A 25,720-nucleotide genomic window follows, 5' to 3' on the forward strand; every position below is an offset into this window, starting at 1 on the left:
CGCACCGAGCGCTGCTAGGTTCGATCCCGGCAGTCCCCTCGCGGAGCCGGGGTTCGCCTCGGGGACCGGGGCAAGCAGGTTCCCGCACCCACCATCGGGAACCGCCGCGCCCGACGGCCGTCGCTACACTGGCGCGATGACGGATCTCGTCGCCCGCCTGCTGTATGCCCTCGCCGCCGCCGTCGGACGCCTGCCATGGCCGCTGGTGCGTCGTCTCGGCGATGCGCTGGCGTGGCTGTGGCTGCGTACCGGCGCGCGCGAGAGCACCGTGGCGCTGCGCAACCTCGAACTGGCCTATCCGGACTTGTTGCCGGCCCAGCGCGAAGCGTGGCGGCAAGGGATCCTGCGCGCCACCGGCCTGCAGACCCTGGAAACCCTGCGCCTGTGGACGCGCCCGCACGCACGCAACCTCGAACTGATCCGCCAGACCCATGGCGAAGACCTGTTCGACGCGGCGCTGGCGGCCGGTCGCGGGCTGATCGTGGCCGCGCCGCACTTCGGCAACTGGGAACTGCTCAACCAGTGGCTGGCGGCGAAGACACCGCTGGCGATCCTCTACAAGCCGCCGGAGTCCGCGATCGGCGAGGCGTTCCTGCGGCGCGTGCGCGCCGATGCCGACGCCGGCCGCGTGACCCAGGTGCGGGCCGAGGGTGCCGGGGTGCGCCAGCTGTACAAGCGGCTGCAAGGCGGTGGCGTGGTCGGCATCCTGCCCGACCAGCAGCCCAAGGGCGGCGACGGCGAGTTCGCCCCGTTCTTCGGCGTGCAGGCCTCGACCATGACCCTGCTCGGCCGCCTGGCCGGGCGCAGCGGCGCGACCGTGCTGTTCGCCTGGTGCGAGCGGATCGGAAACGGCCCGGAGTACGCGCTGCGGATCGAGGCGGCCTCGCCCGGGATCGCCGATCCGGACGCGGCGGTGGCCACCGCCGCGCTCAACGCCGATGTCGAACGCATCGCCCGCCGCGACCCGGCGCAGTACCAGTGGACCTACAAGCGCTTCAAGGCGCGGCCGCCGGGCAGTGGCGAAACCCATCCCTACGCCGACCTGGAGGGTCGATGACCCCGTCCGAAACCTCCGGGACCGGAAGCGAGGCCCCGACCCCGATGGCGTTGCCGGACGGCTGGCAACCGCTGCCGCGCGCGGCGCGCTGGCTGTTCGTGCTCGGCAACCTGTTCGGCTTCGGGCTGGTGGCGCTGGCGCTGCTGGTCCCGATCGGGCTGTTGCTGCGCGACACGCCGCTGGCGCTGCCGCTGGCGCTGGCGGTGCTGGTGGTGCTGCCGGCCTGGGGCACCTGGCTGGGGTACCGGCAGTACGCGTGCACGCGCTGGCAGCTGGACGCGCATGGCTACACCCTGCGCCGCGGCCGCCTGTGGCAGCGCGAGACCTTCGTGCCCAGAAGCCGGGTGCAGCACCTGGACCTGCAACGCGGCCCGATCGAACGCCGCTTCGGCTTGTCGACCCTGGTCATCCACACCGCCGGCACCCGCCACAACGCGGTGGCCACCGCCGGCCTGTCTGCGGACGACGCGGAGTGGCTGCGCAACCAGCTCGCGCGCTGGATCGAAGCCGATGACGACGACGCCTGAACCGCCACCGCTCGCGACCCAGGCCGAACGCCGGCTGCACCCCTGGTCGTGGCTGTTCGTGCTGATCGGCTCGGTGCGCCAGTTCCTCGTGCCGCTCGCGGTGCTGGTGATCTTCGGCGGCCGCCGCGAGGAAGGGGTGCAACTGCTGATCGCCGGCGTCGTCGTGCTGGTGCTGGCGCTGGTGTCGGTGTGGCGCTATTTCACCTACCGCTACCGCATCGACGGCGACAGCCTGATCGTGCGCAGCGGCCTGCTCGAGCGCAGCCTGCGCCAGGTGCCGTTCTCGCGCATCCACAACGTCGAGCTGCGCCAGACCCTGCTGCACCGGCTGTTCGGGGTGGCGGAGGTGAAGCTCGAGTCGGCCGGCGGCACCCGGCCGGAGGCGCAGATGCGGGTGTTGAAGCTGGACGATGCTCTGGCCCTGGAAAGGCTGATCCGGCATCGCGGGCGCAATGTCGAAGGCGCCGCGCAGGCGGATGCGGGCGGCGCGGCGCAGGGCGACACCCTGCTGGCGCTGTCCAGCGCCGAGATCGTGCGCCTGGGCCTGATCTCCAACCGCGGCATGATCGTCGTCGGCGCCGCCCTGGCGCTGGGCTGGCAGGTGTTGCCGGAGAACACGGTCAAGCGCGCGTTCGACCTGGTCTGGCGGGAGGCGTTCGGCTATGTCGAGCATCTCGACGGCGGCTGGTCGGCGACCGCCCTGGCGATCGCCGGCGTCGTGCTGTTGGCGCTGGTGCTGGTCCGGCTGTTCTCGGTGCTGCTGGCCCTGGTGCGCTACCACGGTTTCCGCCTGCAGGCGCACGGACGCCGGCTGACGGTCGAGCGCGGCCTGCTGGCGCGTGTGCGCAGCAGCGTGTCGCGGCGGCGGATCCAGGCCTGGACCCTGCGCGAAGGCGTACTGCACCGGTGGTTCGGTCGCCGCTCGCTGGCGATCGACACCGCGGGCGCGCAGGCCGAGGGCGGCGAGGGACAGTCGCGCGACCCGTCCGAGCTGGCGCCCATCGCCACGCCCGAGGCCTGCGACGGACTGCTGCGCGACCTGCTCGACGGCGTCGCCTGGCCGCCCGAGGGCTGGCAGCCGCTGCACCCGCGCGCCTGGCAGCGCCTGCTGGTGGGCGACGTGGTGTTCGCCGCGCTGCTCGCCGCCGGCCTGTGCTGGTACCTCGGCCCCTGGGGCCTGCTCGGCCTGCTGTGGCTGCCGTGGGGCTGGCTGCTCGCGACCCGGCACGCGCGCTTCGCCGGCTACCACGTCGATGCGCGCCTGGTGGCCGTGCGCGAAGGCTGGTGGTCGCGGCACTGGCGGTTCGCCGAGATCGACAAGCTGCAGGCGTTGCAGTTGCGGCAGTCGCCGCTCGACCGCCGCTTCGGGATGGCCTCGCTGTGGCTCGACACCGCCGGCGCCGGCGCGGCCTCGCCGCCGCTGCGCATGCGCTACCTGCCCGAGGCGCGGGCGCGCGCACTGTATGCGGGACTCGGGCGCGACGTCGCGCGCAGGCGGCTGCGCTGGTAGGCCGGCCTCAGCGCGGCGAGGGCCGTTCGGCGAGTTCGAGGAACAGCGTCTCATAGCGCGCATTCATGTGCTCGCGCCCGTATTCGCGCAGCGCCAGCGCGCGCGCGGCCTGCCCTAGCCGCGACGCCAGCGCATCGTCGCGCAGCAGGCGCTCGAGCGCATCGGCCAGCGCCCGCGGATCGGCTTCGGGCACCAGCAGGCCGTCGGCGCCGTCGTCGATCACCTCGCGCACGCCCGGCACCGCGCTGCCGATCACGGCGCAGCCGGCGGCCATGCCTTCGATCAGGGCCAGCGGCATGCCCTCGTAGTGGGTGCTGAGCACGGCGATTCGATGCGTGAGCAGCAGTTCGGGCACGTTGCGCGCCACGCCGAGGAAGCGCACCTGCTCCCGCATGCCGAGCTCGGCGGCCAGGCGCTCGACCGGCGCGCGATGCAGCGCCTTGCCGCCGCCGGCCAGCAACAGCGGCGGCCGCAGGCCGCGTTCGCCGAGCAGGGCCAGCGCGCGCAGCAGGCTGGCGTGATCCTTCTGCCGCGAGTAGCGGGCGACCATCACGATGCCGGGCACGCGCCCGGGCAGCGGATGGGCGTCGGCATCGGCGAACGGGTCGAGCCGGATGCCGTTGGGGATGGCGATGGTGCGGTCGGCCGGCATGCCAATGTCCAGCAGCGCCTGGCGCACGCCCTCGGAGCAGCCGACGATGCGCGAGGTGCGCGCGGCCAGCCAGCGCGTCTGCGCCAGCCGCCAGCGCGTGTAGCGTTCGCGGGTGTTGTGCTCGACGTGCACCAGGTGCGGCACGCCCGCCAACAAGCCGGCGTAGCGCCCCCAGAGGTGCTCGCTGAAGCCGTGCGCCACCAGCACATCGGGGCGGAACTCGCGGCAGAGCTTCGCCAGCGCCCGGATGGTCGCCAGGTGCGACCAGCCCGGCACCAGTTGCAGCGGCGTGCCCGCCGCGCGCAGTTCCTCGATCCGCACGGGGTCGCCGCGGCGCTTGCGGCGCAGCACCAGCAGGGGCTCGACCCGCCCTCCGGACAGCCCCGCGTTCACCAGCTGGATCGCCACTTGGGTGGCGCCTCCGGAGAAGCCGCCGGTGACGAAATGGAGGACGCGCGGGCGGGATCGGGTCATGACGGAGGATTCACGCGAAGGCTCCATACGATAGCGTCAGCGCATCAGTCCCCTCCCCCGGCGCCCATGGTTCCGCTCCTCTCCTGCGCCTGCGTCCTGCTCGCCATCGCCGGGATGCTGTGGCTGCGCCGCCCCGTGGAATCCACGCCGCCGCAGCCGGCCACGCTCCTGCTCGAAGGCGCCGGCCCGGTTGCGACGGACACGCTGATCCCGCGCCGCCTCTGGTCCTACTGGCACGACGACCAGGTGCGCCGCTGGTGGTGCGCCGCTGCCTGGAGAACTGGCGCAGGCACTGCCCGGAGCCGGGAGATCGAACTGATCCTGGGCAGCACCCTGCACCGCCATGTCCAATCCTGCCCGGCTGCCCGACGGCTTCGAGCGGCTGACACCGGCGAGGCGCTCGGACTGGCGGCGGTTGTACCTGCTCGCGCACCACGGCGGCGTCTGGATCGATGCCGGCACGATCCTCACCGAATCGCTGGACTGGATGGTCGAGGCGCAGGCCGGCACGGGCGCCGAGTACCTGGGCTATTACTTGGACGGATTCTGCGTGGCGGGCCGCACGCCGGTGCTCGACAGCTGGTGCATGGCCGCGCCGCCTGGCATGCCCTTCGTGCAGGCGCGGCATACCGAACTGTGCAGGACCCTGGCCGTGGGCGACGAGGCCTATCTCGGCGCGTTGCGCAGGGACGGGCGCTACGAGCGGCTGGTGCAGCGGATCTCGCGGCCGGCTTACCTGATCGTCCACATCCGCGCCCAGGCCGTGCTTGACGACGGCCGGCCCTACCGGCTGCTGCTGTGGCGCGCCGAGGATACGGCGTACTTCCTGCAGCAGATGTCCCACTGGCGGCGCCTGCGGCTGTACCGGCGCCTGCTCGCGCACCCGGCGCCATCGCGCCCGCCGCGGCTGATGAAACTGCGCGGCGGCGAGCGCAACAAGCTCGAGGGCTACTTCGCCCACCACCTCTACCGCGACGACAGCATCGTCGGACGCTACCTGCCCTGAGCCGGCGAGGCTCAGCGCAGCCAACCGCGCCGCGCGAGGCTGCGCTGCGCGCGCCAGGCCCGCAGCCACCATCCGCGCGCACGGTATTCGGCCAGCACCGCCGGCATGCCCTGCGGGAACACCGCGTCGATCGCAGCGAGGCACTCGCGCGCCAGCGCCCCGTCCTGGCGCGGCACCTTGCGCGCCAGCGAGGCGAAGATCCGCAGGCAGAGGTACTCCAGCGCGCGCTGCGTGCGTTGCGAGACACCGCCGGGCAGCGCCATCACCCCGTCGTGGACCTCGCGCAGCGACAGCAGCAGGTCCCGCGACTTGTCCGGCGTCATCCGCGCCATGATGCTGTCGCCGCGCTGGCGGTAGCCCACCCAGGGCTGCGGCGCATGCCGCCAACGGCCAACCGACGCGCAGAGCGGCGCGACGACCGCCATGTCCTCGAAATAGCGGCCTTCGGGAAAGCGCGCGCCGCGCCAGGCCTCGCGAGTGGCGATCTTCGACCAGGCATGCAGCTGCCGCCCTTCGAGCAGGCCGGTGAGCAGCACGTTGCGATCGTCCGATCCATCGCCCGGGCGCCCGGCGAAGCTGCGCCGGTGCAGCTCGCCGCGCAGGCGATGCCTCACGCCGAACGAGGCGCGGAGCAGGCGGAAGTCGCACAGCACCAGGTCCGGCGACTCGCGCTCGACGATGGCGCGCAGCCCGTCAATCGCACCGGGCATCAGGACGTCGTCCGAGTCCAGGAACCAGAGGTAGCGGCCCGTCGCCGCATCCATCAGGCTGTTGCGCGCGGCGGACAGGCCGCGATTGCGCTCGTGGGCGAGGCTGCGGATGCGGCCGGGGTGGGCCTGCTGCAGCGCGGCCACGATGGCCATCGAGCCGTCGGGCGACCCATCGTCGAGGACGACCAGCTCCACGCCGGGATCGGCCTGCCGCAGCACCGACTCCAGGCACTCCCGCAGGTAGGGTTCGACGTTGTAGACCGGCACCAGCACGCTCAACCAGGGCGCGTTCGCGGTCTGCGGCATCGGGTGGGTCCAGTGCGACGGATGAAAAGGTCGGCGCGAGTCTACCGTGGGCCCCTGTCGCCCGGATGACCGCGCGCTTCAGATCGCCTTGCGCAACCGGGCGTAGAAGAATCCGTCCATGCCCGCCTCGCCGGTCAGGCGCTGCCGGCCCGCGCCGGCGGCGCGACCGAAACGTTCGTTCAGCGGTTCGGCCGCCGCGTCCGGCGTGCGTTCGAGGAAGGTGGCGACCTGCCCGGCATTCTCCGCGTGCAGGATCGAGCAGGTGGCGTAAACCAGGCGGCCAGCCGGGGCCAGCAGCGGCCACAGCGCATCGAGCAGGCGCGCCTGCAACGCCGCCAGCGCGGTGAGGTCGGAGGGGCGCCTGTGCAGCAGCAGGTCCGGCTGGCGCCGGACGATGCCGGTCGCCGAACACGGCGCGTCGAGCAGGATCGCGTCGAACGGCTCCCCGTCCCACCACGCCGAGGTGTCGGTGGCGTCGGCGGCCAGCAGGCGCGCGCCCGCGCCGACGCCGACGCGCTCGAAGGTGCCGCGCACCTGGCGCAGGCGGCGCGCATCGACGTCGAGCGCGGTCAGGCGCAGGGTCGGATCGCGTTCGAGCAGGTGCGCCGACTTGCCGCCGGGCGCGGCGCAGGCATCGAGCACGCGCGCGCCGCGCGGCGGCGAAAGCGCGTCGGCCACGCGCTGCGCGGCCGCGTCCTGCACCGAGACATCGCCGCCCGCGAACCCGGGCAATGCGGTCGGCGACACCGGCACGTCGATGCGCAAGGCGTCGGGCAGATCGTCGACGGCCAGCGGTTCGAGGCCGGCTTCGCGCAGGCGCGCCGCGTACCGTTCGACCGCACCGCGCATGCGGTTGACCCGCAGCCAGGTGGGCGCGGGCGACGCGCTCGCGGTGAAGATGGCGTCCGCGTCCGCGGGCCAGTCGGTGCGCACGCGGTTGCGCAGCCACTCAGGCCACACGGCGTCGGCATGCCCCGCCGGCAGGCCGTCGCGCTGCGCGCGGCGCAACAGCGCGTTGACCAGACCGGCTTGGTGCGCGTGGCCGAGGCCGCGCGCGGCGTCCACGGTCGCGGCGAGGGCGGCATGCGCCGGCAACGCCAGTGGATCGAGCTGCGCGAAACCGGCATGCAGCAGCGCGCGCAGCGCGGCGTCGCGCCGCGGCAGCGGCCTCGGCATCCACGCGGCGAGCGCAGCGTCGTAACGCGCGCGGTTGCGCAGCGCGGCGAAGCAGATCGCCTCGACCAGGGCGCGGTCGCGCGGATCGGCCACCTCGGGCAAAGCGGCAGCCAGCTCGGCCTTGAGCGAACGGCCGCCGTGGAGCACGGCGTCGAGGATGCGGGCCGCGGTGACGCGCGTGGCGACGCCGGGAGGTGCCGCCGGGTTCTTCGCCACCTAGCGGCTCCGGGCGTGCATGCGCGGGCAGTGGGCGCCGGAGCCCGACGCGGGAGTGTCGCTTCCTGCCATCAGCGGGCGCCCGCCGGCGGCGATGCCGCCGCATCGCGTAGCTCGCGCCGCGCGTTGAGATAGTCGGCGGCGGTGATCACCTTGCCGCCCGCACGCTGCAGGGCACGGATCCGCAGCGCGCCCTCGCCGCAGGCGACATCGATGCCGTCCCTGCCGGCGAACAGCAGCGTGCCCGGCGTGGCGGAATGCGCCAGCGGCAACGCGATCGCGCCATGGATGCGCAGGCGCTCGCCTGCGACATCGGCCTCGGCAACCGGCCAGGGATCGAACGCGCGCACCTTGCGCGCCAGCAGTTCGGCCGGTTGCGTCCAGTCGAGCCGGGCCTCGGCCTTGTCCAGCTTGTGCGCATAGGTCACTCCGTCTTCCGGCTGCGGCCGGGGCGCGGGCCGCATGCCCGCGCGCAGCAATGCGAGACCGTCGCCCAGCACCTGCGCGCCGAGTTCGGCGAGCCGGGCGTGGAGCTGCCCGCCGGTTTCGCGCTCGCCGATCGGCGTGGCCAGCGACAGCAGCACCGGGCCGGTGTCGAGCCCCTTCTCCATCTGCATCAGGCACACGCCGGTCTCGGCATCGCCCGCCTCGATCGCACGCTGGATCGGCGCCGCGCCGCGCCAGCGCGGCAGCAGCGACGCGTGCACGTTCCAGCAGCCGAAGGTCGGGATGTCGAGGATCCTCGAAGGCAGCAGCAGGCCGTAGGCCACGACCACCAGCAGCTCTGGCTGCAGCGCGCGCAGGGCCTCGCGCGCGTCGGCGCCACGCAGGCTGGCGGGCTGCCGCACGGGCAGTCCGAGCCGCATCGCCTCCTGCTTGACCGGCGAGGCCGCCAGTCCGCGACCACGGCCGGCGGGGCGGTCGGGCTGTGTATACACCGCCACTACTTCGCCGCGCGCCGCGGCGACGCGCAGCGAGGGCACGGCGAAGTCGGGAGTACCGGCGAAGACGAGGCGCATGGTGGTGATTGGTGATTGGTGATTGGAAAGAGCGGCGAGCCGTGGCATCTGGTGCCGTCACGAATCACGAATCACGAATTCCCTAATCACGGCCCTTCCGCAACTTCTCGAGCTTCTTGACCGCGCGGTCGCGCTTGAGCGCGGAGAGATGATCGATGAACAGCTTGCCGTCGAGATGGTCGACCTCGTGCTGCACGCAGGTCGCCAGCAAGCCGTCGATGCGCAACTCGAACAGTTTGCCATGGCGATCCAGCGCCTCGACCACGATGCCGTCCGGGCGGGTCACGTCGGCGAACACGCCCGGGATCGACAGGCAGCCTTCCTGGTGCAGGCGCAGCTCGACCGATCGCTCGCGGATCACCGGATTGATGAAGGCCAGCGGCTGGTCGCGGCCTTCGGTGACGTCGATCACCATGAAGCGCTGATGGGTGTCGATCTGGGTCGCGGCCAGACCGATGCCGGGCGCCTCGTACATGGTCTCGAACATGTCGTCGAGCAGGCGCTGGAACGCGGGATCGTGCAGCTGGTCGACGTCCACGGGCCGGGCCACGGTCCGCAGCCGGGGGTGGGGGTATTCGAGGATCGGGAGCAGGGCCATGGGAAAAGGGTGGCGGCGGTCACAACCGCGCGGAACGGCCCGCCATTGTAGCCCCGCGCGGCTTGCAACCGGCCGCCGGTTGTACGCTATAGTGCCTTCGCTGCACGGGGAAATCTTCAAGGGGAGCAATTAGATGGCCCGCATGCTTGAGCGCCTTTCTCAGGGGCTTCGTACGACGTGCGTCGTCGCATTGATGACGGTGGCCACCTACGCCACCGCCCAGACCATGCGTGGCGACCATCCCGACACCTATGTCGTCCAGCGCGGCGACACGCTCTGGGACATCGCCGGCAAGTTCCTCCAGCGCCCCTGGCTGTGGCCGGAGATCTGGCAGGCGAACCCCCAGATCAGCAATCCGCACCTGATCTATCCGGGCGACATCATCAGTCTGGCCTACCTCAACCGCGTGACCGCATCGCCGGGGCCGCGCGAGGACGCGCAGCCGATCGACGCGATCCCGCTGTCGGACATCGAAGCCTTCCTCAAGGACCTGCGCGTGGTCGACGCGTTCGAGCACCTGCCCTACGTGGTCGGCCTCGAGGAGGATCGCCTGCGCACGACCCAGGGCCAGGTGGCCTACATCCGCGGCCTGCCCGGTGCCGGCGCCGGCCAGCGCTACGCGGTGGTGCGCCCCACGGTGCGCTACACCCATCTGGACCGCAGCGGCCTGTGCTGCGACCTGTTCCACAAGGACGACCTCGACTTCCGCGGCAAGCGCATCGCCGACTTCGAGCAGTACTGGACCAACGTGGTCACGCCCGACAAGGGCCAGGAGCTGCTCGGGTACGAGCTGCAGCGCGTGAACGTGGGCACCATCACCCGCGGCGAGGTCGGCGGCATCCAGGCCAGCACCCTGCTGCTCGACGAGACCGGCCGCGAGGTCCGCATCGGCGACCGCCTGATCCCGATCGACGCCCAGCCCTACGACCTGCAGTTCTTCCCGCATCCGCCGGCGCAACAGCTCGAGTACGGGCGCGCCCGCGTGCTCGCCGTGGCCGATACCCTGGCCCATGGCGGTCCGCGCGACGTGGTGGTGCTGTCGGTCGGCGCCCGCGAGGGCGTGGACAACGGCACCGTGTTCTCGATCTGGCGCGAGGGCACCAACACCGTCGACCGCGTCGAGAAGGGTCCGGACCGCGACGCCGACACCGTGTTCTACGAGAACAAGGTGCGCCTGCCCGACGAGTTCGCCGGCCACGTGATGGTGTTCCGCACCTACGAGAAGGTCAGCTACGGCCTGGTGATGAGCAGCGTCAAGCCGACCCGCATCGGCCACCACCTCAAGCACCCCGACGCGCCCTACTGAGCGCCGCGCCCGCGGCGCGGGGTTTTCCTACAGCGAACGACAGCGGCGCCTCCGGGCGCCGTTGCCGTTTGCGGGCGATGCTGCACGGCATGGACGACGACGCCCTCGCCCTGCTGCGACTGCTCGATGCCGGCGGCGCCTCCGCGCCGAGACGTCGACTGCTGGAGCGCTGCGGCACGCCCGCGCAGGCGCTGGCCGCGGGCGAGCACGCCTGGCGCGAGGCCGGACTGGTCGGGGCCCAGGTCCGCGCGCTGGGCGCCGACACCGGCGCGACCGCATGCGTCCGCGACTGGTTGGCGAAGCCGGGGCATCGATTGATCGGCTGGCACGATCCGGACTATCCCGCCCTGCTGCGACGCATCCAGAGCCCGCCGCTGGCGCTGTTCTCGGCCGGCGACGCGAACCTGCTCTGGCACCCCGCCGTGGCGGTGGTCGGCACCCGCGCGCCGACCGCCGGCGGCCGCGACCACGCCCGGGAGTTCGCCCTGGCCATCGCCCGCGCCGGGTTCGCCGTGTGCAGCGGCCTGGCCGCGGGCATCGACACCGCCGCGCACCTGGCTGCGCTGGCTGGCGACGGCGCCACCATCGCCGTGCTCGGCAGCGGCGTGGACGTGCCCTACCCCCGCGCCAATGCCGGCCTGCACCGGGACATCGAGGCGCGCGGCCTCGTGGTCAGCGAACACCCGCCCGGCACCGCCGCGAGGCGCGAGCATTTCCCGGCCCGCAACCGGATCATCGCCGGGCTGGCGCTGGGCACCGTGGTGATCGAGGCGGCGCAGCGCTCGGGCGCGTTGATCACCGCGCGCCTGGCCGCCGACGCTGGACGCGAGGTCTTCGCCGTGCCCGGGTCGATCCGCAATCCGCTGGCGCGCGGCTGCCACCGGCTGATCCGCGACGGCGCCACCCTGGTCGAGGCCGCGGACGAGGTGACCGCCGCACTCGCGCCGGTGGCGCAGTCGCTGGCCGACGCCTTGCGCCGCCGGCTGCAGGCCCCCATCTGTGATCCCGCAGGCGCCTCCGCGGTGCCCGTCGGTGCGCCGCGGCAGGACGATCCGGACTACCAGCGCTTGTGGTCGGCCATCGGTCACGACCCAAGCCCTATGGATCAGTTGCTCGAACGCACCGGATTGACGACCGCGGAACTGTCGTCCATGCTGCTGGTCATGGAGCTGGATGGCCGGATCGTGCTCGAGCACGGCCGGTATTACCGCAAGTCCTGACTTCACCGCGCCCCCGGGCGCAGGCCGGGGGAAATGAAAGAGAGCATCCTGGACGTCCTGCTCTATCTGTTCGAACACTATTTCACCGAGGACGCGGACCTGGTCCGCGACCGCGACTCGCTCCAGAACGGCCTGCTCCAGGCCGGTTTCAGCCCCGCCGAAATCAGCAAGGCCTTCGACTGGCTCGATGCCCTGGCCGAGCAGCGCCCGGTGGCGGGCGCGACCCGCGTCGACGGGCCGACCCGGGTCTACTTCGGACCCGAACTGGACAAGCTCGACGTCGAGTGCCGCGGCTTCCTGCTGTTCTTGGAGCAGCACGGGATCCTCGATGCCGACCACCGCGAACTGGTGCTCGACCGGGCCATGGCGCTCGACCAGGAAGAACTCGACCTGGACGACCTCAAGTGGGTGGTGCTGATGGTGCTGTTCAACCAGCCCGGCAGCGAGGCCGCCTATGCCTGGATGGAAACCCAGATGTTCGCCGACGAGCCCGAGCCGGTGCATTAGCCCGGACCGTCCCCGGCCGCCGACGCGCCCTCGCATGCGGCCGGCGGGCCTTCTGCCGCGCAGGCCCCGGCCTGTCTCCCGATACATCCGCCCCGCAACGGACCTGCACGCTTGCATCAGACCGCCCCCGGCGCCGGCCCGCCACCGCTACCGTCCAGACCTGCCCGCCCCGCTCCGCCGCCTCGCAAGGGCCTGCACGGCTGCCTGATCGCGTTGATCGTCGCCGCCTGCCTGGCGATTCCGGTGGTCGCGATCCTCGCCGCGATCGCGATTCCGGCCTACCACGACTACCTGGCACGGTCGAAGGTGGCCCAGGCGCTGCTCGAGACCTCGGCGCTGAAGGGGGCGGTCGCGGGTTTCGCCGCCGAACAGGGCCGCTGCCCGGTCAATGGCGACCGCGGATTCGACGCTGCCGACGCATACCGCGGCGCGGCCCACGCCGCGATCGTGTTCGGCGAGAGCGACGACGGCGTCTGCGCGATCGAGCTGCTGCTGCAGGACGACCGCAACGAGGCCGTGGACGGGCATCGGCTGTGGCTCGAGTACGACCTGGAAGCCGGCACCTGGGACTGCAGTTCCGAAGCCGAGGACCGCTACCTGCCCGCGCACTGCCGCGGCTGAACGAGGCGTCGCAGGGGTGCGGCGCACGACTCTACGAACGGGGGAATGACGATGTCCATGTGGTACTACGCCGATGCCGACCATGCGCGGCAGGGGCCGGTCGATGCCGCCGAACTGGTGCGCCTGCGCCTGCAGGGCCGGCTGGCCTGGGAGACGCTGGTCTGGCGCGAGGGCATGGCCGACTGGCAGCCGATGCGCGATTTCGCCGCCGAGCTGGCCCAGGCCGACGATCGCGGCGCGGCGGCCACGGCCGCCCCCGGGGCAGTGGCGACGCAGCCGCATGCCGACGCGCCCTGGGCGGAGGCCGATGCCCCCGCCTCGCCCTATGCGCCTCCGACCGCCCCGGTCTCGGACGATGTGTCGGTGGTGGCCGGCGGCGAGGTGGTCCATGCGGGGTTCTGGAAGCGCTTCGCGGCGATGGTGATCGACGGACTGGTCACGGCCGCGGCGTCGTGGGCGGTGCAGATCCCGCTGTTCGTGCTCGCCGGCGCCGCCGGTGCGATGGGTGGAGACCTGCTGTCGACCGGTGGCTCGGTGGGCCTGATCGTCCTGTCCTACGCGATCGGCATCGTGATCCCGCTGTTCTATTTCGCCTGGATGCACTCGTCCGCCAGCCAGGCCTCGCTGGGCAAGCTGGCGGTGGGGATCAAGGTCACGCGCGGTTCCGGCGAGCGGATCAGCTTCTGGCGCGCCTTCGGCCGCTATGCCGCCTACTTCCTGACCGTGCTGTTCAGCTTCGGCATCGGCGGCGTGGTCTCCGCCTTCACCACCGGCCTGAGCGAACGCCGGCAGGCCCTGCACGACATGATCTGCGACACCCTGGTGGTCGACAAATGGGCCTTCACCGACCGCCCGGACCTGCAGCGGCGGGAGCTGGGCGTGGTGACCTGGGTGATCCTGATCCTGGGCCTGGGGCTGCTGGGCCTGGCCCTGCTCGGAATCGTGGCCGCGATCGCAATTCCGGCCATGAGCCGCTGACCCGCGCCCGTCCACCCGGCGGCCCGTCGCTTGACACGGCCGCACGGGCCGTGATTCCACTATAAATAGCGCCGCCCCCGAGCGGCACCGACCGAACGCCCGGGTCCACCCGGGCGTCGTAGTCTCCGAATCCCCCGAGCGGCGTGGCCGGAAGCCGCGCCCGGAACCCAATCCCCGATGCCCAAGAATCTGCTCATCGTCGAATCGCCGGCCAAGGCCAAGACGATCAACAAGTACCTCGGCAAGGACTTCCAGGTCCTCGCCTCGTACGGCCACGTCCGCGACCTGGTGCCCAAGGAGGGCGCGGTCGACCCGGACAACGGCTTCGCCATGCGCTACGAACTGATCGAGAAGAACGAGAAGCACGTCGAGGCGATCGCCAAGGCGGCGAAGTCGGCCGAAGGCATCTGGCTCGCGACCGACCCGGACCGCGAGGGCGAGGCGATCAGCTGGCACATCGCCGAGATCCTGCGCGAGCGCGGCCTGCTGCAGGACCGCACCCTGCAGCGGGTGGTGTTCACCGAGATCACCCCCCGCGCGATCCGCGAGGCGATGAGCCGCCCGCGCCAGATCGCCGACGAACTGGTCGACGCCCAGCAGGCGCGACGCGCGCTGGACTACCTGGTCGGCTTCAACCTCTCGCCGGTGCTGTGGCGCAAGATCAAGGCCGGGCTGTCCGCCGGCCGCGTGCAATCGCCGGCGCTGCGCATGATCGTCGAGCGCGAGGAGGAGATCGAGGCGTTCAAGGCGCGCGAGTACTGGACGGTCGAAGCCGAGTGCGTGCATCCCTCGCAGCCGTTCACCGCCAAGCTGTTCAAGCTCGACGGGAAGAAGTTCGAGCAGTTCACCATCACCGACGGCGAGACCGCCGAGGACGCGCGCACGCGCATCGCCGCGGCCGCGAACGGCGCGCTGCACGTGACCGACGTCGCCAGCAAGGAGCGCAAGCGGCGTCCGTCGCCGCCGTTCACCACCTCGACCCTGCAGCAGGAAGCCTCGCGCAAGCTGGGCTTCACCACCCGCCGCACGATGCAGGTGGCGCAGAAGCTGTACGAGGGCGTGAACATCGGCGACGAGGGCACGGTCGGCCTGATCAGCTACATGCGTACCGACTCGGTCAGCCTGTCGGCCGAGGCGCTGTCGGAGATCCGCGACGTGATCGCGCGCGACTTCGGTACCGCGTCGGTGCCCGACAAGCCCAACACCTACCAGACGAAGTCCAAGAACGCGCAGGAGGCGCACGAGGCGGTGCGGCCGACCTCGGCGCTGCGCACCCCGGCCCAGGTCGCACGTTTCCTGAGCGACGACGAGCGCAGGCTGTACGAGCTGGTGTGGAAGCGCGCGGTGGCCTCGCAGATGATCCCGGCCACGCTCAATACCGTGACCGTCGACCTCGCCGCCGGCGCCGAGCACGGTTTCCGCGCCTCCGGCACCACGGTGACCGTGGCCGGCTTCCTCGCCGTGTACGAAGAAGGCCGCGACAGCAAGGGCAAGGAAGACGAGGACGAGGGTCGCAAGCTGCCGGCGATGAAGCTCGGCGACCGCATCCCGCTCGACCGCATCCACGCCGACCAGCATTTCACGCAGCCGCCGCCACGCTTCACCGAAGCCTCGCTGGTCAAGGCGCTCGAGGAATACGGCATCGGCCGGCCCTCGACCTATGCCTCCATCATCCAGACCCTGCTCGGCAAGCAGTACACCGTGCTCGACGGGCGCGCGTTCAAGCCGACCGACGTCGGCCGCGCGGTGTCGAAATTCCTCAGCAACCATTTCGGCAAGTACGTCGACTACGACTTCACCGCCAATCTCGAGGACGAGCTCGACGCGGTGAGCCGCGGCGAGGAGGCATGGATCCCGCTGATGGAGAAGTTCTGGGGCCCGTTCAAGGAACAGGTCGACGACAAGAAGGCCACGCTCGACAAGGCCGATGCCGGCAGCGTGCGCGTGCTCGGCGCGGATCCGGAGAGCGGGCGCCAGGTCAGCGCGCGGATCGGCAAGTTCGGGCCGCTGGTGCAGATCGGCACGGTCGAGGACGAGGACAAGCCGAGGTTCGCCTCGCTGCGCCCGGGCCAGAGCATCTACAGCATCTCGCTGGAGGAGGCGCTGGAGCTGTTCCTGCTGCCGCGCGTGCTGGGCCAGGACAAGGGCGAGGACGTCAGCGTCGGCATCGGCCGCTTCGGCCCGTTCGCGCGTCGCGGCGACACCTATGCCTCGCTCAAGAAGGAGGACGATCCGTACAAGATCGACCTCGCACACGCGGTGTTCCTGATCGAGGAGAAGGAAGAGATCGCGCGCAACCGCGTCATCAAGGAATTCCCGGGCAGCGACATCCAGGTGCTCAATGGCCGCTTCGGCCCCTACATCAGCGACGGCCGCCTCAACGGCAAGATCCCCAAGGACCGCGAACCGGCGTCGCTGACGCTGGAAGAGGTGACGAAGCTGCTCGAGGAAACCGGCAAGCCGGCGCGCCGCGGCTTCGCCGCGAAGAAGGCCGCCGCCAAGAAGGAAGCCGCGGCAAAGAAGGCATCGAAGAAGGCCGCCGCGAAGAAGGCGCCAGCGAAGAAGGCCGCGAAGAGCGGCAAGGCGAGCACGAGGAAGTCCGCTGCGAACACCGCGCGACCACTGTCCGCCGACCTCGAACCGGCGAAGTCGCTGGTGACCGCGGCGAAGTTCGAGCCGGGCAAGAAGCGGGTGGTGAAGAAGGCCGACAACGCACCGTTCTGACGCGCGCCTCGTCTCCGGGATTTCGCGCACGGGCAGGGCGCGCGCGTCGTCGGGGCATCGCCGAACGGCCCGGTCGGCGCGATCGCGCCTGGGGGAAGGCACGCGACAGGTGGCGTTCGGCCTGTCGTCAGGTGCGCCGCTGCACGCCCAGATTCCGCCCGCACACGGCGGAAATGTCGATTCGATAAGCTGCCGTGATGCCGCAGACTCCCGAGATCGAGCACGCCATCGCCGTCCTGCGCCGCGGCGGCGTGATCGCGTATCCCACCGAAGGCGTCTGGGGCCTGGGCTGCGATCCGTTCGACGAAGCCGCGGTGCTGCGCCTGCTCGCGCTCAAGCAGCGCCCGGTCGACAAGGGCCTGATCCTGGTGGCCGCCACGCTGGCGCAGCTCGATGGCCTCGCGGACTGGTCCGCGCTACCCCTTGGCGCGCGCGACGAGGTCCAGTCGTTCTGGCCCGGCCCCCATACCTGGATCGTGCCGGCGTCCGACGCGGTCCCGCGGTGGATCCGCGGCGAGCATGACGGCGTCGCGGTGCGGGTGAGCGCGCATCCGGTGGTCGCTGCGCTGTGCACGGCGTTCGAGGGGGCCCTGGTGTCGACCAGTGCCAACGTCGCGGGCGATCCGGCGCCGCGCACGCGCGCGGAACTCGCTCCGCGCATCTGCGCCGGCATCGACCTGATCGTTACCGGAGAAACCTCCGGACTGGCCCAGCCGACCGACATCCGCGACGCGCGCAACGGTCGCCAACTCCGCTAAAAACGCGGCTTCTTCCGCGATTGCGGTTTCACCGGCAACCAACTGCGCGCGTGCGTTGCCGCGTCGCACAATTTGTGATCTATTCGGGTCCGTGGATGCGCCGCCGGGCGATGTTCGACCGCGCCCGGCTCCGATTCCCACGCGACCCTCACACCAACGACGACGACGACGATGCGGGCACTCCCGGATCGGGGGCTCCACGACCCCCGCGATGAACACGACAGCTGCGGATTCGGCCTGATCGCGAAGATCGAGGGCAAGCCGGAGCGTGCGATCGTGGACATCGCGCTCGAGGCGCTGGCGCGGATGGCGCACCGCGGCGGCGTCGCCGCCGACGGCCTCTCGGGCGATGGCTGCGGTGTGCTGATTCATGGCGCGGACGGCTTCGTGCGCACGCTCGCGTCCGACGCGGGCTTCCCGCTGCACGACGGCCCGGTCGCCGCCGGCATGGTGTTCCTGCCGCACGATGCCGACGCCGCCATGCGCTGCCGCGGGCAGTTGGCTGCGCAGTTGCAGCACGTCGGCGTGCGCGTTGCCGGCTGGCGCGTGGTGCCGCTCGACCTCGACGCCTGCGGCAAGCTCGCACGCTCGTCGGTGCCGCGCATCGAACAGGTCTTCGTGGAAAGCGACGAGCCCGATGCCGATGCGCTCGAGCGCGCGCTGTTCCTCGCCCGCCGCCGCTGCGAGGAAGCGCTGCGCGACGAGGCCGACTTCTACGTCGTCGGCCTGTCGCCGCGCCTGCTCGGCTACAAGGGCATGGTGCTGCCGAGCCACCTACGGCAGCTGTTCCCGGACTTGTCGCATCCGCAGCTGGCCGCACGCGCGGTCGTGTTCCACCAGCGCTTCTCCACCAACACCCTGCCGCGCTGGCCGCTGGCGCACCCGTTCCGGCGCCTGGCGCACAACGGCGAGATCAACAGCATCGAGGGCAACCGGCGCTGGGCGCAGGCGCGCAAGCACGTGTGGCGTTCGCCGCTGCTGGACGTCTCCGAATTCGAGTCGACCGTGACCATGCACGGCTCGGATTCGCAGTCGCTCGACAACATGCTCGAATGGCTGCTGCTCGGCGGCATGGACCTGCCGCAGGCGATGCGCATCCTGATCCCGCCGGCGACGCAGTCGCTCGAATACAAGGACACCGACCTCGCCGCGTTCTACGAGTACTACTCGATCAATTCCGAGCCCTGGGACGGCCCGGCCGGCGTGGTGATGTGCGACGGCCGCTTCGCCGCCTGCACCCTCGACCGCAACGGCCTGCGCCCGGCGCGCTGGACGCTCTCGCGCGATGGCGTGTTCGTGATCGCCTCCGAGGCCGGCGTCTGGGAGCTGCCGCCGGAGGACGTGGTGGCCAAGGGCAAACTCGGTCCCGGCGAGATGATCGCGATCGATCTCGAGGGCGGGCGTCTGCTCGACAACGACGCGATCGACGACCTCAACCGCGCCCGCGCGCCGTACAAGCAGTGGCTCAAGCGCGGCATGAGCTGGCTGCATACCGAGTTGATCGACCCGGCGCTCACCGACGCGCCGTTCACGCCGGAAACGCTGCTCGCGTTCCAGAAGCTGTTCCAGCTCTCGCGCGAGGAGCAGGAAGCGGTGCTGCGCCCGCTCGCCGAGACCGAGCAGGAAGGCATCGGCTCGATGGGCGACGACGTGCCGATGGCGGCGATCAGCCAGCGCGTGCGCCCGCTCTACGACTGCTTCCGCGAGGCGTTCGCGCAGGTCACCAACCCGCCGATCGACCCGCTGCGCGAGGAGTGCGTGATGACGCTCTCCACCCAGATCGGGCGCGAGGGCAACCTGTTCCTGGACCAGGCCGAGAACGTCCACCACGTGATGCTCAATTCGCCGGTGCTGTCGCAGCGCAAGCTGCACCAGCTGCTGGCGCTGCCGCGGTTCGAATCGGCGCACCGCTACATCGACCTGTATTTCGACCAGCGCACCTCGCTGCGCGACGCGGTGCTGCGCATCTGCGCCGAGGCCGAGGCGGCGGTGCGCGAGGGCGTCGAACTGCTGATCCTCAGCGACCGCCGCCCGCGCCGCGGCCATGCCGCCGTGCACGCGCTGCTCGCCACCGGCGCGGTGCACCTGCACCTGGTGCGCAAGGGCCTGCGCTGCGACGCCAACCTGATCGTCGAGACCGGCACCGCGCGCGATCCGCACCATTTCGCCTGCCTGATCGGCTTCGGCGCGACCGCGGTGTATCCGTTCCTCGCCTACCAGACCCTGGCCGCGCTCGCGCGCCGCGGCCTGCTCGGCGGCAAGACCAGCAACGAGCCGCTGCAGGTCGGCCGCAGCTACCGCCGCGGAATCAAGAAGGGCCTGCTCAAGATCCTGTCGAAGATGGGCATCGGCAGCATCGCCAGCTACCGCGGCGCGCAGCTGTTCGAGATCGTCGGCCTGGACGAGGACGTGGTGTCGCTGTGCTTCGAAGGCACGCCCTCGCGCATCCGCGGCGCCGGTTTCGCGCGGCTGGAGAGCGATGCCTGGGCGCTGGCCGAGCACGGCTGGGACGACAACGCGCTGCCCGAGCCGGGCGGACTCATGCGTTACGTACACGGCGGCGAGTACCACCAGTACAACCCCGACGTGGTGACGAGCCTGCAGCGCGCGGTGCTCACCGGCGCGCGCGAGGACTGGAAGGTGTACGCCGGCCATGTCGACACCCGGCCGCCCGCGGCGCTGCGCGACCTGCTGCGGCTCAAGCCGCTCGGTGCGTCCGTGCCGGTCGACGAAGTCGAACCGGTGTCGTCGATCGTCAAGCGCTTCGACTCGGCCGCGATGAGCTTGGGCGCGCTGTCGCCGGAAGCGCACGAGGCGCTGGCGATCGCGATGAACCGGCTCGGCGGCCGCAGCAACTCCGGTGAGGGCGGCGAGGACCCGGCGCGCTACAGCACCGAGAAGCGCAGCAAGATCAAGCAGATCGCGTCGGGCCGCTTCGGCGTCACGCCCGAGTACCTGATCAATGCCGAGGTGCTGCAGATCAAGGTCGCGCAGGGCGCCAAGCCCGGCGAGGGCGGCCAGTTGCCCGGCAGCAAGGTCAACCCGCTGATCGCGCGGCTGCGCTACGCCAAGCCGGGCATCGGCCTGATTTCGCCGCCGCCGCACCACGACATCTATTCGATCGAGGATCTCGCGCAGCTGATCTTCGACCTGCGCCAGATCAATCCGACGGCGCTGATCTCGGTCAAGCTGGTCGCGCACGCCGGGGTGGGCACCATCGCAGCCGGCGTGGTCAAGGCTGGTGCGGACCTGATCACCATCTCCGGCCATGACGGAGGGACCGGCGCCAGTCCGCTCGGCTCGATCCGCTACGCCGGCGTGCCCTGGGAACTGGGCCTGTCGGAGGCGCGCCAGGCGCTGCAGGCGAACGAGCTGCGCGAGCGCGTGCTGCTGCAGACCGACGGCGGACTCAAGACGGGACTGGACGTGGTCAAGGCGGCGATGCTGGGCGCCGACAGCTTCGGCTTCGGCACCGCGCCGATGATCGCGCTGGGCTGCAAGTACCTGCGCATCTGCCACCTCAACAACTGCGCCACCGGCGTGGCGACCCAGGACGAGCGCCTGCGCTCGGCGCACTTCACCGGGCTGCCCGAGCGCGTCGAGAACTTCTTCCGCAACATCGCCGAAGACGTACGCGAACTGCTGGCCTCGCTCGGCGCGCGGTCGCTGGAGGAGATCATCGGCCGCACCGACCTGCTCGAGCAGCACCTGCGCCAGACCCGCGAGGAGGTCGACATCGACCTGTCGCGGCTGCTAGCCGGCGATCCGTCGCAGCCCGCGGCGTATTGCGGCGCGCCGGCGCTACAGGCGCCGCCCGACGGCCTCGCGGCCAGGCTCGATGCCGAGCTGGGCGGCGTGATCGAACGCGGCGAAGGCGGCGAGTACGCCTACCCCGTGCGCAACACCGACCGCAGCATCGGTACCCGCCTGTCGGGCCTGATCGCGCAACATCACGGCAACACCGGCATGGCCGATCGCCCGCTCACGCTGCGCCTGAGCGGCAGCGCCGGCCAGAGTTTCGGCGCGTTCAATGCCGGCGGCCTGCGGCTGCATCTCGAGGGCGAAGCCAACGACTACGTCGGCAAGGGCATGGCCGGCGGCTGCATCGTGCTGTCGCCGCCGCGCGGCAGCGCGTTCGAGTCGCGGCAGACGCCGATCCTCGGCAACACCTGCCTGTACGGCGCCACCGGCGGCGAGCTGTACGCGGCCGGCCGTGCCGGCGAACGCTTCGCGGTGCGCAACTCCGGTGCAGTGGCGGTGGTGGAAGGCGCGGGCGACCACTGCTGCGAGTACATGACCGGCGGCACCGTGGTGGTGCTCGGCCGTACCGGACTGAACTTCGGCGCCGGCTTCACCGGTGGCCTGGCCTACGTGCTCGACCTCGACCGCGATTTCGTCGACCGCTACAACCACGAACTGATCGACATCGTGCGCATCTCGCCCGAGGGCTTCGACAACTACCGCCAGCACCTGACCGACCTGCTGGAAGCGCACGCCTCGCTCACCGGCAGCGCCTGGAGCGCGCGCCTGATCGACGAGTTCCGCGACTTCGTCGGAAAGTTCTGGCTGGTCAAGCCCAAGGCCGCGAGCCTCGAGGCGCTGGCGAACGAGCTGCGGAGGGCGGCATGAGGAAGGCCGGGAATCGGGAATCGGGAATCGGGAACCGAAAACGCGATTCCCGGATTCCACGCGCGGCCGCACCACGCGCATGCGGCGCTTCTCCTATTCCCCATTCCCCATTCCCGATTCCCGTGTCATGAGCAAGAAAAAAGTCTTCCAGTTCCTCGATATCCCGCGCGAGATGCCGCGCAAGGTGCCGTTGCAGCTGCGCACCGAGGGCGACTGGAACGAGCTGTACGGCAAGTTCGGGCAGCCCGAGGCCGCGTACCAGTCCGGGCGTTGCCTGGACTGCGGCAATCCGTACTGCGAGGCCAAGTGCCCGGTGCACAACTACATCCCCAACTGGCTGCAGCTGGTGGAGGAAGGGCGCATCCTCGAGGCGGCGGCGCTGTGCCACGAAACCAATCCGCTGCCGGAAATGTGCGGACGCGTTTGTCCGCAGGACCGCCTGTGCGAGGGCGCGTGCACCCTCGACGCGGGCTTCGGCGCGGTCACCATCGGCGCGGTCGAGAAGTACATCGTCGACACCGCCTTCGAGCAGGGCTGGCGGCCGGACCTGTCCAAGGTCGTCGCCACCGGCCACCGCGTCGCCGTGGTGGGCGCCGGTCCCGCGGGGCTCGCCTGCGCCGACCGCCTGGCACGCGCGGGCATCGCGGCCACCGTGTTCGACCGCTACGAGCAGATCGGCGGCCTGATGCAGTTCGGCATCCCCAGCTTCAAGCTCGACAAGTCGGTGATCGCGACCCGGCGCGACGTGCTCGAGGAAATGGGCGTGCGCTTCAGGCTCGGCGTCGAGATCGGCCGCGACGTGTCGCTGGGCACCCTGCTCTCGGATTACGACGCGGTGTTCCTCGGCCTGGGTGCATATCGTTACACCGACGGCGGCCTGGCCGGCCAGGACCTCGCGGGCGTGCTGCCTGCGCTGCCGTTCCTGGTGCAGAACGGGCGCATCGTCACCGGTCGCGAGCCGCAGGGGCGACCGATCGCGGGCTGGGAAGACCGGCTGGTGCTGCCGGACCTCGCCGGTAAGCGCGTGGTGGTGCTGGGCGGCGGCGATACCGGCATGGACTGCGTGCGTTCGGCGATCCGCCTCGGCGCGAGCAGCGTCACCTGCGCCTACCGGCGCGACGAGGCCAACATGCCCGGCTCCGCGCGCGAGGTGGCGAACGCGCGCGAGGAAGGCGTGCGCTTCCTGTTCAACCGCCAGCCGCTGGCGATCGAGGCGGCGGACGGCAGGCACGCCTCCGGCGTGCGCATGATCGAGACCCGGCTCGGCGAACCGGACGCGCAGGGGCGCCGCGGCGCGGTGGCGATCGAGGGCAGCGAATCGCTGATCGAGGCGGACGTGGTGATCATCGCCTTCGGCTTCTCGCCGCGACTGCCGGACTGGCTGGCCAACTCCGGCGTCCAGGCGCGGGAGAACGGCCGCATCATCGCAGGCGGCGGCGACCGCCTGCCCTACCAGACCACGCATCCGCGCCTGTTCGCCGGCGGCGACTGCGTGCGCGGTGCCGACCTGGTGGTGACCGCGGTACAGGAAGGCCGCGACGCGGCGGCCGCGATCGCGCGCATGCTGCGCGACACCCAGGGCATGGCTTCGGCGCTCGACGCGGCGTGAGCGTCGACGCAGCCCGGGCCGGCCTGCGCCGGGGATTGAACCGTCCCTGACCGGAGGTCCCTTCCGTTTGCCCCATCGCGCCCGCGGCGGCAAGATGAGGCATGCACCTGTTTTTGCCCGCGGCTTTGCTGACCGCCTTGCTCGCTGCCCTGAGCGTACGCGCGGCCGAACCTGTGACCGTTTACCGCTGCACCGACACGCAGGGCCACGTCACGCTGGGCGACGTTCCGTGCCCGAAGAGTTCGTCCGAGCAGGTGATCAGGCTGCAGCGGCCGGCCGACGGGCCTCCGCCGCCTCTCCGCGCCGAAGAGCCGCCTCCTGCCGACGACCCGCCGCCCCGCCCGCAGGTGGTGGTCGTGCATACGCCCCAGCCGATGTACGAGTGCACCACGCCCGATGGCGAGCGTTACACCAGTGACGACGGCGATGGCAATCCTCGCTGGGTGCCGTTGTGGACGCTCGGATATCGAGGGGGCTACGGGCATGGCCGCCCACCGCCGACGGAGCGCGGTGCCCTGTCCCAGTACTACGCCAACCGTCCGCTCGGCGGGCGGGTCGGTGCGCCCACTCCGCGCCCGGATCCCCCGACGGCCGCCCCCGGTCGACCGGACCGGCCCGGCCGGCCCGACCGTCCGGGCTACGGCGGCCTCGGCGGCCCCGGTACCTGGGTCCGCGACACCTGCCACGCCCTGCCGCGGGGCGAGGTCTGCGCGCGCTTGGCCGATCGGCGCGACCAGATCCGGCGCCGCTTCTTCAACGCGCAGGAGACCGAACGCAACAGCCTGCGCGCCGAGGAACGCGGGATCAACGCGCGCCTCGCCGCCGACTGCGGGACCGGTTGATGCGTCCACACCTGATGTTGGGCGGCCTCCTGCTGCTGGGCGCGGCGCTGGCGCTGGCCCAGGACGGCAGCACCATCTACCGCTGCACGGCCGCCAGCGGCGAGGTCACGATCCAGAACGGCACGCCCTGTCCCGCCGGCAGCCGCCAGGAGATCCGCCAGGTCGATGCCCTGCCCTCGCGCCCGCCGCCGGCAGGGGTCGCCGGTGGCCTGACCGTGATCGAGGAACCGGCGTACACGCCGCCGCCGCTGTCGAATTTCGTCCAGGTCGCCGGGCCGCAGGACGGGCCGATCACCGGTCCCGAGCGTCCCGACCTGCCCGAACCGGCGCAGCTCGCGGCCAGCGAACGCCTGCCGCCACCGCCGATCTACCAGTGCGAAACCTGGGACAACGACAGTTACGTGAGCGAGGATTGGTCGCCCAAGCCGCGTTGCGTGCGCCTGGACACCGCCGGCGTCGGCGCCGCCTGCGAGAACAAGTACGACGTCTGCGCGCGAATCGGCGACCGCGACGCCTGCGATGGCTGGAAACGCCGCCAGCGCGAGATCGAATCGGGCTGGCGGCATGCCCGCGGCGCGGACAAGCCCGCGCTGCAGGAAGAGTTCGCGCGGGTGACTAAGATCTTGGTGGATTCGACCTGCGCGCTGCCGCCCTGAGCGCGGCTCACGCGTCGAAGCGGATGTGCACCGAGTCCGCGCTGCGCTGCGCGGGACCATGGAAGACCGCCTCGATGTTGTTGCCGTCCGGATCGAGCACGAACGCGGCGTAGTAGCCGGGGTGGTACGGGCGTTCGCCGGGCGCACCGTTGTCGCGGCCGCCATGGGCGAGTGCGGCGGCGTGGAAGGCCTCGACCGCCGCCCGGTCGCGCGCCTGCAGCGCGAAGTGGTGGCGCCCGGTCAGCTCGCCCTGCGCCGCCTCACTGTCCGCGGTCGACACGAACAGCTCGTCCGCCCAGAACCAGCCCTCGCCGCTGCCCCCCATCGGTATGCCGAGCGCGTCGAGCACTGCCTCGTAGAAGCGGCGGCTGGCGTCAAGGTCGCGGACCACCAGTTGCAGGTGGTCGAACAGCCGGCCGCGGTGGAGTTCCTGCGTTTCCATCTCCGGGTCCTCGCGTGGAATCGCGTGATGATAGCCGCGCGCACGGCGCTCGCCACGGCAGTCGTCACGAATCCCGCGCCTTGCCATCGGCCGCTGCAGCGCACGAGGGAGCGCACGAGGCATGGCCGAGGGACTCCAGCGGCTGGCGCGCCGATGCGACGGGAGGTGGCCGTCTGC

The 25,720-nt window shown here is 71.4% G+C and carries 21 protein-coding genes; 15 read left to right on the forward strand and 6 right to left on the reverse strand.

Annotation, left to right across the window (positions count from 1 at the left end):
* Nucleotides 1-136: 136 nt before the first annotated feature.
* The 3 genes from JMO03_RS19715 to JMO03_RS19725 are packed head-to-tail and all read left to right on the forward strand — an operon-like array spanning nucleotide 137 to nucleotide 3,094.
* A complete protein-coding gene (locus JMO03_RS19715) occupies nucleotides 137-1,057 on the forward strand; it encodes a lauroyl acyltransferase (protein ID WP_202845463.1) in 921 nt (306 codons plus the stop codon).
* Nucleotides 1,054-1,584 (forward strand): PH domain-containing protein, encoded by a 531-nt coding sequence (locus JMO03_RS19720; RefSeq protein WP_202845464.1) that lies wholly within the window; start codon nucleotides 1,054-1,056, stop codon nucleotides 1,582-1,584. Before JMO03_RS19715 ends, JMO03_RS19720 begins: the two co-directional genes overlap by 4 nt.
* Nucleotides 1,568-3,094, forward strand: a complete 1,527-nt coding sequence (locus JMO03_RS19725; protein ID WP_202845465.1) for a PH domain-containing protein — start codon at nucleotides 1,568-1,570, stop codon at nucleotides 3,092-3,094. Before JMO03_RS19720 ends, JMO03_RS19725 begins: the two co-directional genes overlap by 17 nt.
* A gap of 7 nt (nucleotides 3,095-3,101) precedes the next feature.
* Here the strand turns inward: JMO03_RS19725 and JMO03_RS19730 are convergent, their stop codons facing one another.
* The gene (locus tag JMO03_RS19730) at nucleotides 3,102-4,220 is read right to left on the reverse strand and encodes a glycosyltransferase (RefSeq protein WP_202845466.1); all 1,119 of its coding nucleotides are present in this window, start codon (nucleotides 4,218-4,220) and stop codon (nucleotides 3,102-3,104) included.
* Between the two features lie 343 nt (nucleotides 4,221-4,563).
* Here JMO03_RS19730 and JMO03_RS19735 point away from each other — a divergent pair, with 343 nt between their 5' ends.
* Complete coding sequence (locus JMO03_RS19735) at nucleotides 4,564-5,226, forward strand: capsular polysaccharide synthesis protein (protein ID WP_202845467.1); 663 nt, start codon at nucleotides 4,564-4,566, stop codon at nucleotides 5,224-5,226.
* An 11-nt stretch (nucleotides 5,227-5,237) separates the two neighbouring features.
* On the opposite strand, the gene JMO03_RS19740 is transcribed toward JMO03_RS19735, so the two are convergent.
* From JMO03_RS19740 to def, 4 genes are all read right to left on the reverse strand, one after another.
* Nucleotides 5,238-6,242 carry a glycosyltransferase family 2 protein gene (locus JMO03_RS19740; protein ID WP_202845468.1) on the reverse strand — a complete coding sequence of 335 codons (1,005 nt, stop codon included), beginning with the start codon at nucleotides 6,240-6,242 and terminating at the stop codon, nucleotides 5,238-5,240.
* A 78-nt stretch (nucleotides 6,243-6,320) separates the two neighbouring features.
* Nucleotides 6,321-7,634, reverse strand: coding sequence for a 16S rRNA (cytosine(967)-C(5))-methyltransferase RsmB (gene rsmB, locus JMO03_RS19745; protein WP_202845469.1), 1,314 nt, complete (start codon nucleotides 7,632-7,634; stop codon nucleotides 6,321-6,323).
* A gap of 71 nt (nucleotides 7,635-7,705) precedes the next feature.
* A complete protein-coding gene (gene fmt, locus JMO03_RS19750; protein ID WP_202845470.1) occupies nucleotides 7,706-8,653 on the reverse strand; it encodes a methionyl-tRNA formyltransferase in 948 nt (315 codons plus the stop codon).
* 82 nt (nucleotides 8,654-8,735) lie between these two features.
* Nucleotides 8,736-9,251: a peptide deformylase gene (gene def, locus JMO03_RS19755; protein ID WP_202845471.1), complete on the reverse strand. Its 516-nt coding sequence runs from the start codon at nucleotides 9,249-9,251 to the stop codon at nucleotides 8,736-8,738.
* 142 nt (nucleotides 9,252-9,393) lie between these two features.
* Between def and JMO03_RS19760 the strand changes: the two genes are divergently transcribed.
* The 11 genes from JMO03_RS19760 to JMO03_RS19810 all read left to right on the forward strand — a co-directional run bounded on the left by JMO03_RS19760 (nucleotide 9,394) and on the right by JMO03_RS19810 (nucleotide 25,101).
* Nucleotides 9,394-10,557 carry a LysM peptidoglycan-binding domain-containing protein gene (locus JMO03_RS19760; RefSeq protein WP_202845528.1) on the forward strand — a complete coding sequence of 388 codons (1,164 nt, stop codon included), beginning with the start codon at nucleotides 9,394-9,396 and terminating at the stop codon, nucleotides 10,555-10,557.
* A gap of 89 nt (nucleotides 10,558-10,646) precedes the next feature.
* Nucleotides 10,647-11,777, forward strand: coding sequence for a DNA-processing protein DprA (dprA, locus tag JMO03_RS19765; protein WP_202845472.1), 1,131 nt, complete (start codon nucleotides 10,647-10,649; stop codon nucleotides 11,775-11,777).
* A gap of 33 nt (nucleotides 11,778-11,810) precedes the next feature.
* The gene (locus JMO03_RS19770) at nucleotides 11,811-12,284 is read left to right on the forward strand and encodes a DUF494 family protein (RefSeq protein WP_149102519.1); all 474 of its coding nucleotides are present in this window, start codon (nucleotides 11,811-11,813) and stop codon (nucleotides 12,282-12,284) included.
* Between the two features lie 111 nt (nucleotides 12,285-12,395).
* Nucleotides 12,396-12,905 (forward strand): pilin, encoded by a 510-nt coding sequence (locus JMO03_RS19775; protein ID WP_202845473.1) that lies wholly within the window; start codon nucleotides 12,396-12,398, stop codon nucleotides 12,903-12,905.
* A 45-nt stretch (nucleotides 12,906-12,950) separates the two neighbouring features.
* The gene (locus JMO03_RS19780; RefSeq protein ID WP_202845474.1) at nucleotides 12,951-13,883 is read left to right on the forward strand and encodes an RDD family protein; all 933 of its coding nucleotides are present in this window, start codon (nucleotides 12,951-12,953) and stop codon (nucleotides 13,881-13,883) included.
* 177 nt (nucleotides 13,884-14,060) lie between these two features.
* Nucleotides 14,061-16,607, forward strand: a complete 2,547-nt coding sequence (locus tag JMO03_RS19785) for a DNA topoisomerase I (protein ID WP_202845475.1) — start codon at nucleotides 14,061-14,063, stop codon at nucleotides 16,605-16,607.
* A gap of 197 nt (nucleotides 16,608-16,804) precedes the next feature.
* Nucleotides 16,805-17,365 (forward strand): L-threonylcarbamoyladenylate synthase type 1 TsaC, encoded by a 561-nt coding sequence (gene tsaC, locus JMO03_RS19790; RefSeq protein WP_202845476.1) that lies wholly within the window; start codon nucleotides 16,805-16,807, stop codon nucleotides 17,363-17,365.
* Nucleotides 17,366-17,536: 171 nt separating this feature from the next.
* Entirely contained in the window at nucleotides 17,537-21,994 is a 4,458-nt protein-coding gene (gene gltB, locus JMO03_RS19795; RefSeq protein ID WP_202845477.1) for a glutamate synthase large subunit, read from the forward strand.
* A gap of 127 nt (nucleotides 21,995-22,121) precedes the next feature.
* Nucleotides 22,122-23,603, forward strand: a complete 1,482-nt coding sequence (locus JMO03_RS19800; protein ID WP_202845478.1) for an FAD-dependent oxidoreductase — start codon at nucleotides 22,122-22,124, stop codon at nucleotides 23,601-23,603.
* Nucleotides 23,604-23,704: 101 nt separating this feature from the next.
* Complete coding sequence (locus JMO03_RS19805; protein ID WP_202845479.1) at nucleotides 23,705-24,445, forward strand: DUF4124 domain-containing protein; 741 nt, start codon at nucleotides 23,705-23,707, stop codon at nucleotides 24,443-24,445.
* Nucleotides 24,445-25,101 (forward strand): DUF4124 domain-containing protein, encoded by a 657-nt coding sequence (locus tag JMO03_RS19810; protein WP_202845480.1) that lies wholly within the window; start codon nucleotides 24,445-24,447, stop codon nucleotides 25,099-25,101. The genes JMO03_RS19805 and JMO03_RS19810 overlap by 1 nt, the downstream gene beginning before the upstream one ends.
* A 7-nt stretch (nucleotides 25,102-25,108) precedes the next feature.
* Here JMO03_RS19810 and JMO03_RS19815 read toward each other — a convergent pair whose 3' ends face one another.
* A complete protein-coding gene (locus JMO03_RS19815) occupies nucleotides 25,109-25,543 on the reverse strand; it encodes a VOC family protein (RefSeq protein WP_202845481.1) in 435 nt (144 codons plus the stop codon).
* Nucleotides 25,544-25,720 lie beyond the last annotated feature (177 nt).

The sequence above is a fragment of the Luteimonas saliphila genome, from assembly GCF_016774335.1.
Classification (GTDB): Bacteria; Pseudomonadota; Gammaproteobacteria; order Xanthomonadales; family Xanthomonadaceae; genus Luteimonas; species Luteimonas saliphila.

Coding starts and splice junctions, on each gene's coding strand:
- JMO03_RS19715 (WP_202845463.1), top strand. CDS start 137: ATGACGGATCTCGTCGCCCGCCTGCTGTATGCCCTCGCCGCCGCCGTC.
- JMO03_RS19720 (WP_202845464.1), top strand. CDS start 1,054: ATGACCCCGTCCGAAACCTCCGGGACCGGAAGCGAGGCCCCGACCCCG.
- JMO03_RS19725 (WP_202845465.1), top strand. CDS start 1,568: ATGACGACGACGCCTGAACCGCCACCGCTCGCGACCCAGGCCGAACGC.
- JMO03_RS19730 (WP_202845466.1), bottom strand. CDS start 4,220: ATGACCCGATCCCGCCCGCGCGTCCTCCATTTCGTCACCGGCGGCTTC.
- JMO03_RS19735 (WP_202845467.1), top strand. CDS start 4,564: ATGTCCAATCCTGCCCGGCTGCCCGACGGCTTCGAGCGGCTGACACCG.
- JMO03_RS19740 (WP_202845468.1), bottom strand. CDS start 6,242: ATGCCGCAGACCGCGAACGCGCCCTGGTTGAGCGTGCTGGTGCCGGTC.
- fmt (WP_202845470.1), bottom strand. CDS start 8,653: ATGCGCCTCGTCTTCGCCGGTACTCCCGACTTCGCCGTGCCCTCGCTG.
- def (WP_202845471.1), bottom strand. CDS start 9,251: ATGGCCCTGCTCCCGATCCTCGAATACCCCCACCCCCGGCTGCGGACC.
- JMO03_RS19760 (WP_202845528.1), top strand. CDS start 9,394: ATGCTTGAGCGCCTTTCTCAGGGGCTTCGTACGACGTGCGTCGTCGCA.
- dprA (WP_202845472.1), top strand. CDS start 10,647: ATGGACGACGACGCCCTCGCCCTGCTGCGACTGCTCGATGCCGGCGGC.
- JMO03_RS19770 (WP_149102519.1), top strand. CDS start 11,811: ATGAAAGAGAGCATCCTGGACGTCCTGCTCTATCTGTTCGAACACTAT.
- JMO03_RS19780 (WP_202845474.1), top strand. CDS start 12,951: ATGACGATGTCCATGTGGTACTACGCCGATGCCGACCATGCGCGGCAG.
- JMO03_RS19785 (WP_202845475.1), top strand. CDS start 14,061: ATGCCCAAGAATCTGCTCATCGTCGAATCGCCGGCCAAGGCCAAGACG.
- tsaC (WP_202845476.1), top strand. CDS start 16,805: ATGCCGCAGACTCCCGAGATCGAGCACGCCATCGCCGTCCTGCGCCGC.
- gltB (WP_202845477.1), top strand. CDS start 17,537: ATGCGGGCACTCCCGGATCGGGGGCTCCACGACCCCCGCGATGAACAC.
- JMO03_RS19800 (WP_202845478.1), top strand. CDS start 22,122: ATGAGCAAGAAAAAAGTCTTCCAGTTCCTCGATATCCCGCGCGAGATG.
- JMO03_RS19805 (WP_202845479.1), top strand. CDS start 23,705: ATGCACCTGTTTTTGCCCGCGGCTTTGCTGACCGCCTTGCTCGCTGCC.
- JMO03_RS19810 (WP_202845480.1), top strand. CDS start 24,445: ATGCGTCCACACCTGATGTTGGGCGGCCTCCTGCTGCTGGGCGCGGCG.
- JMO03_RS19815 (WP_202845481.1), bottom strand. CDS start 25,543: ATGGAAACGCAGGAACTCCACCGCGGCCGGCTGTTCGACCACCTGCAA.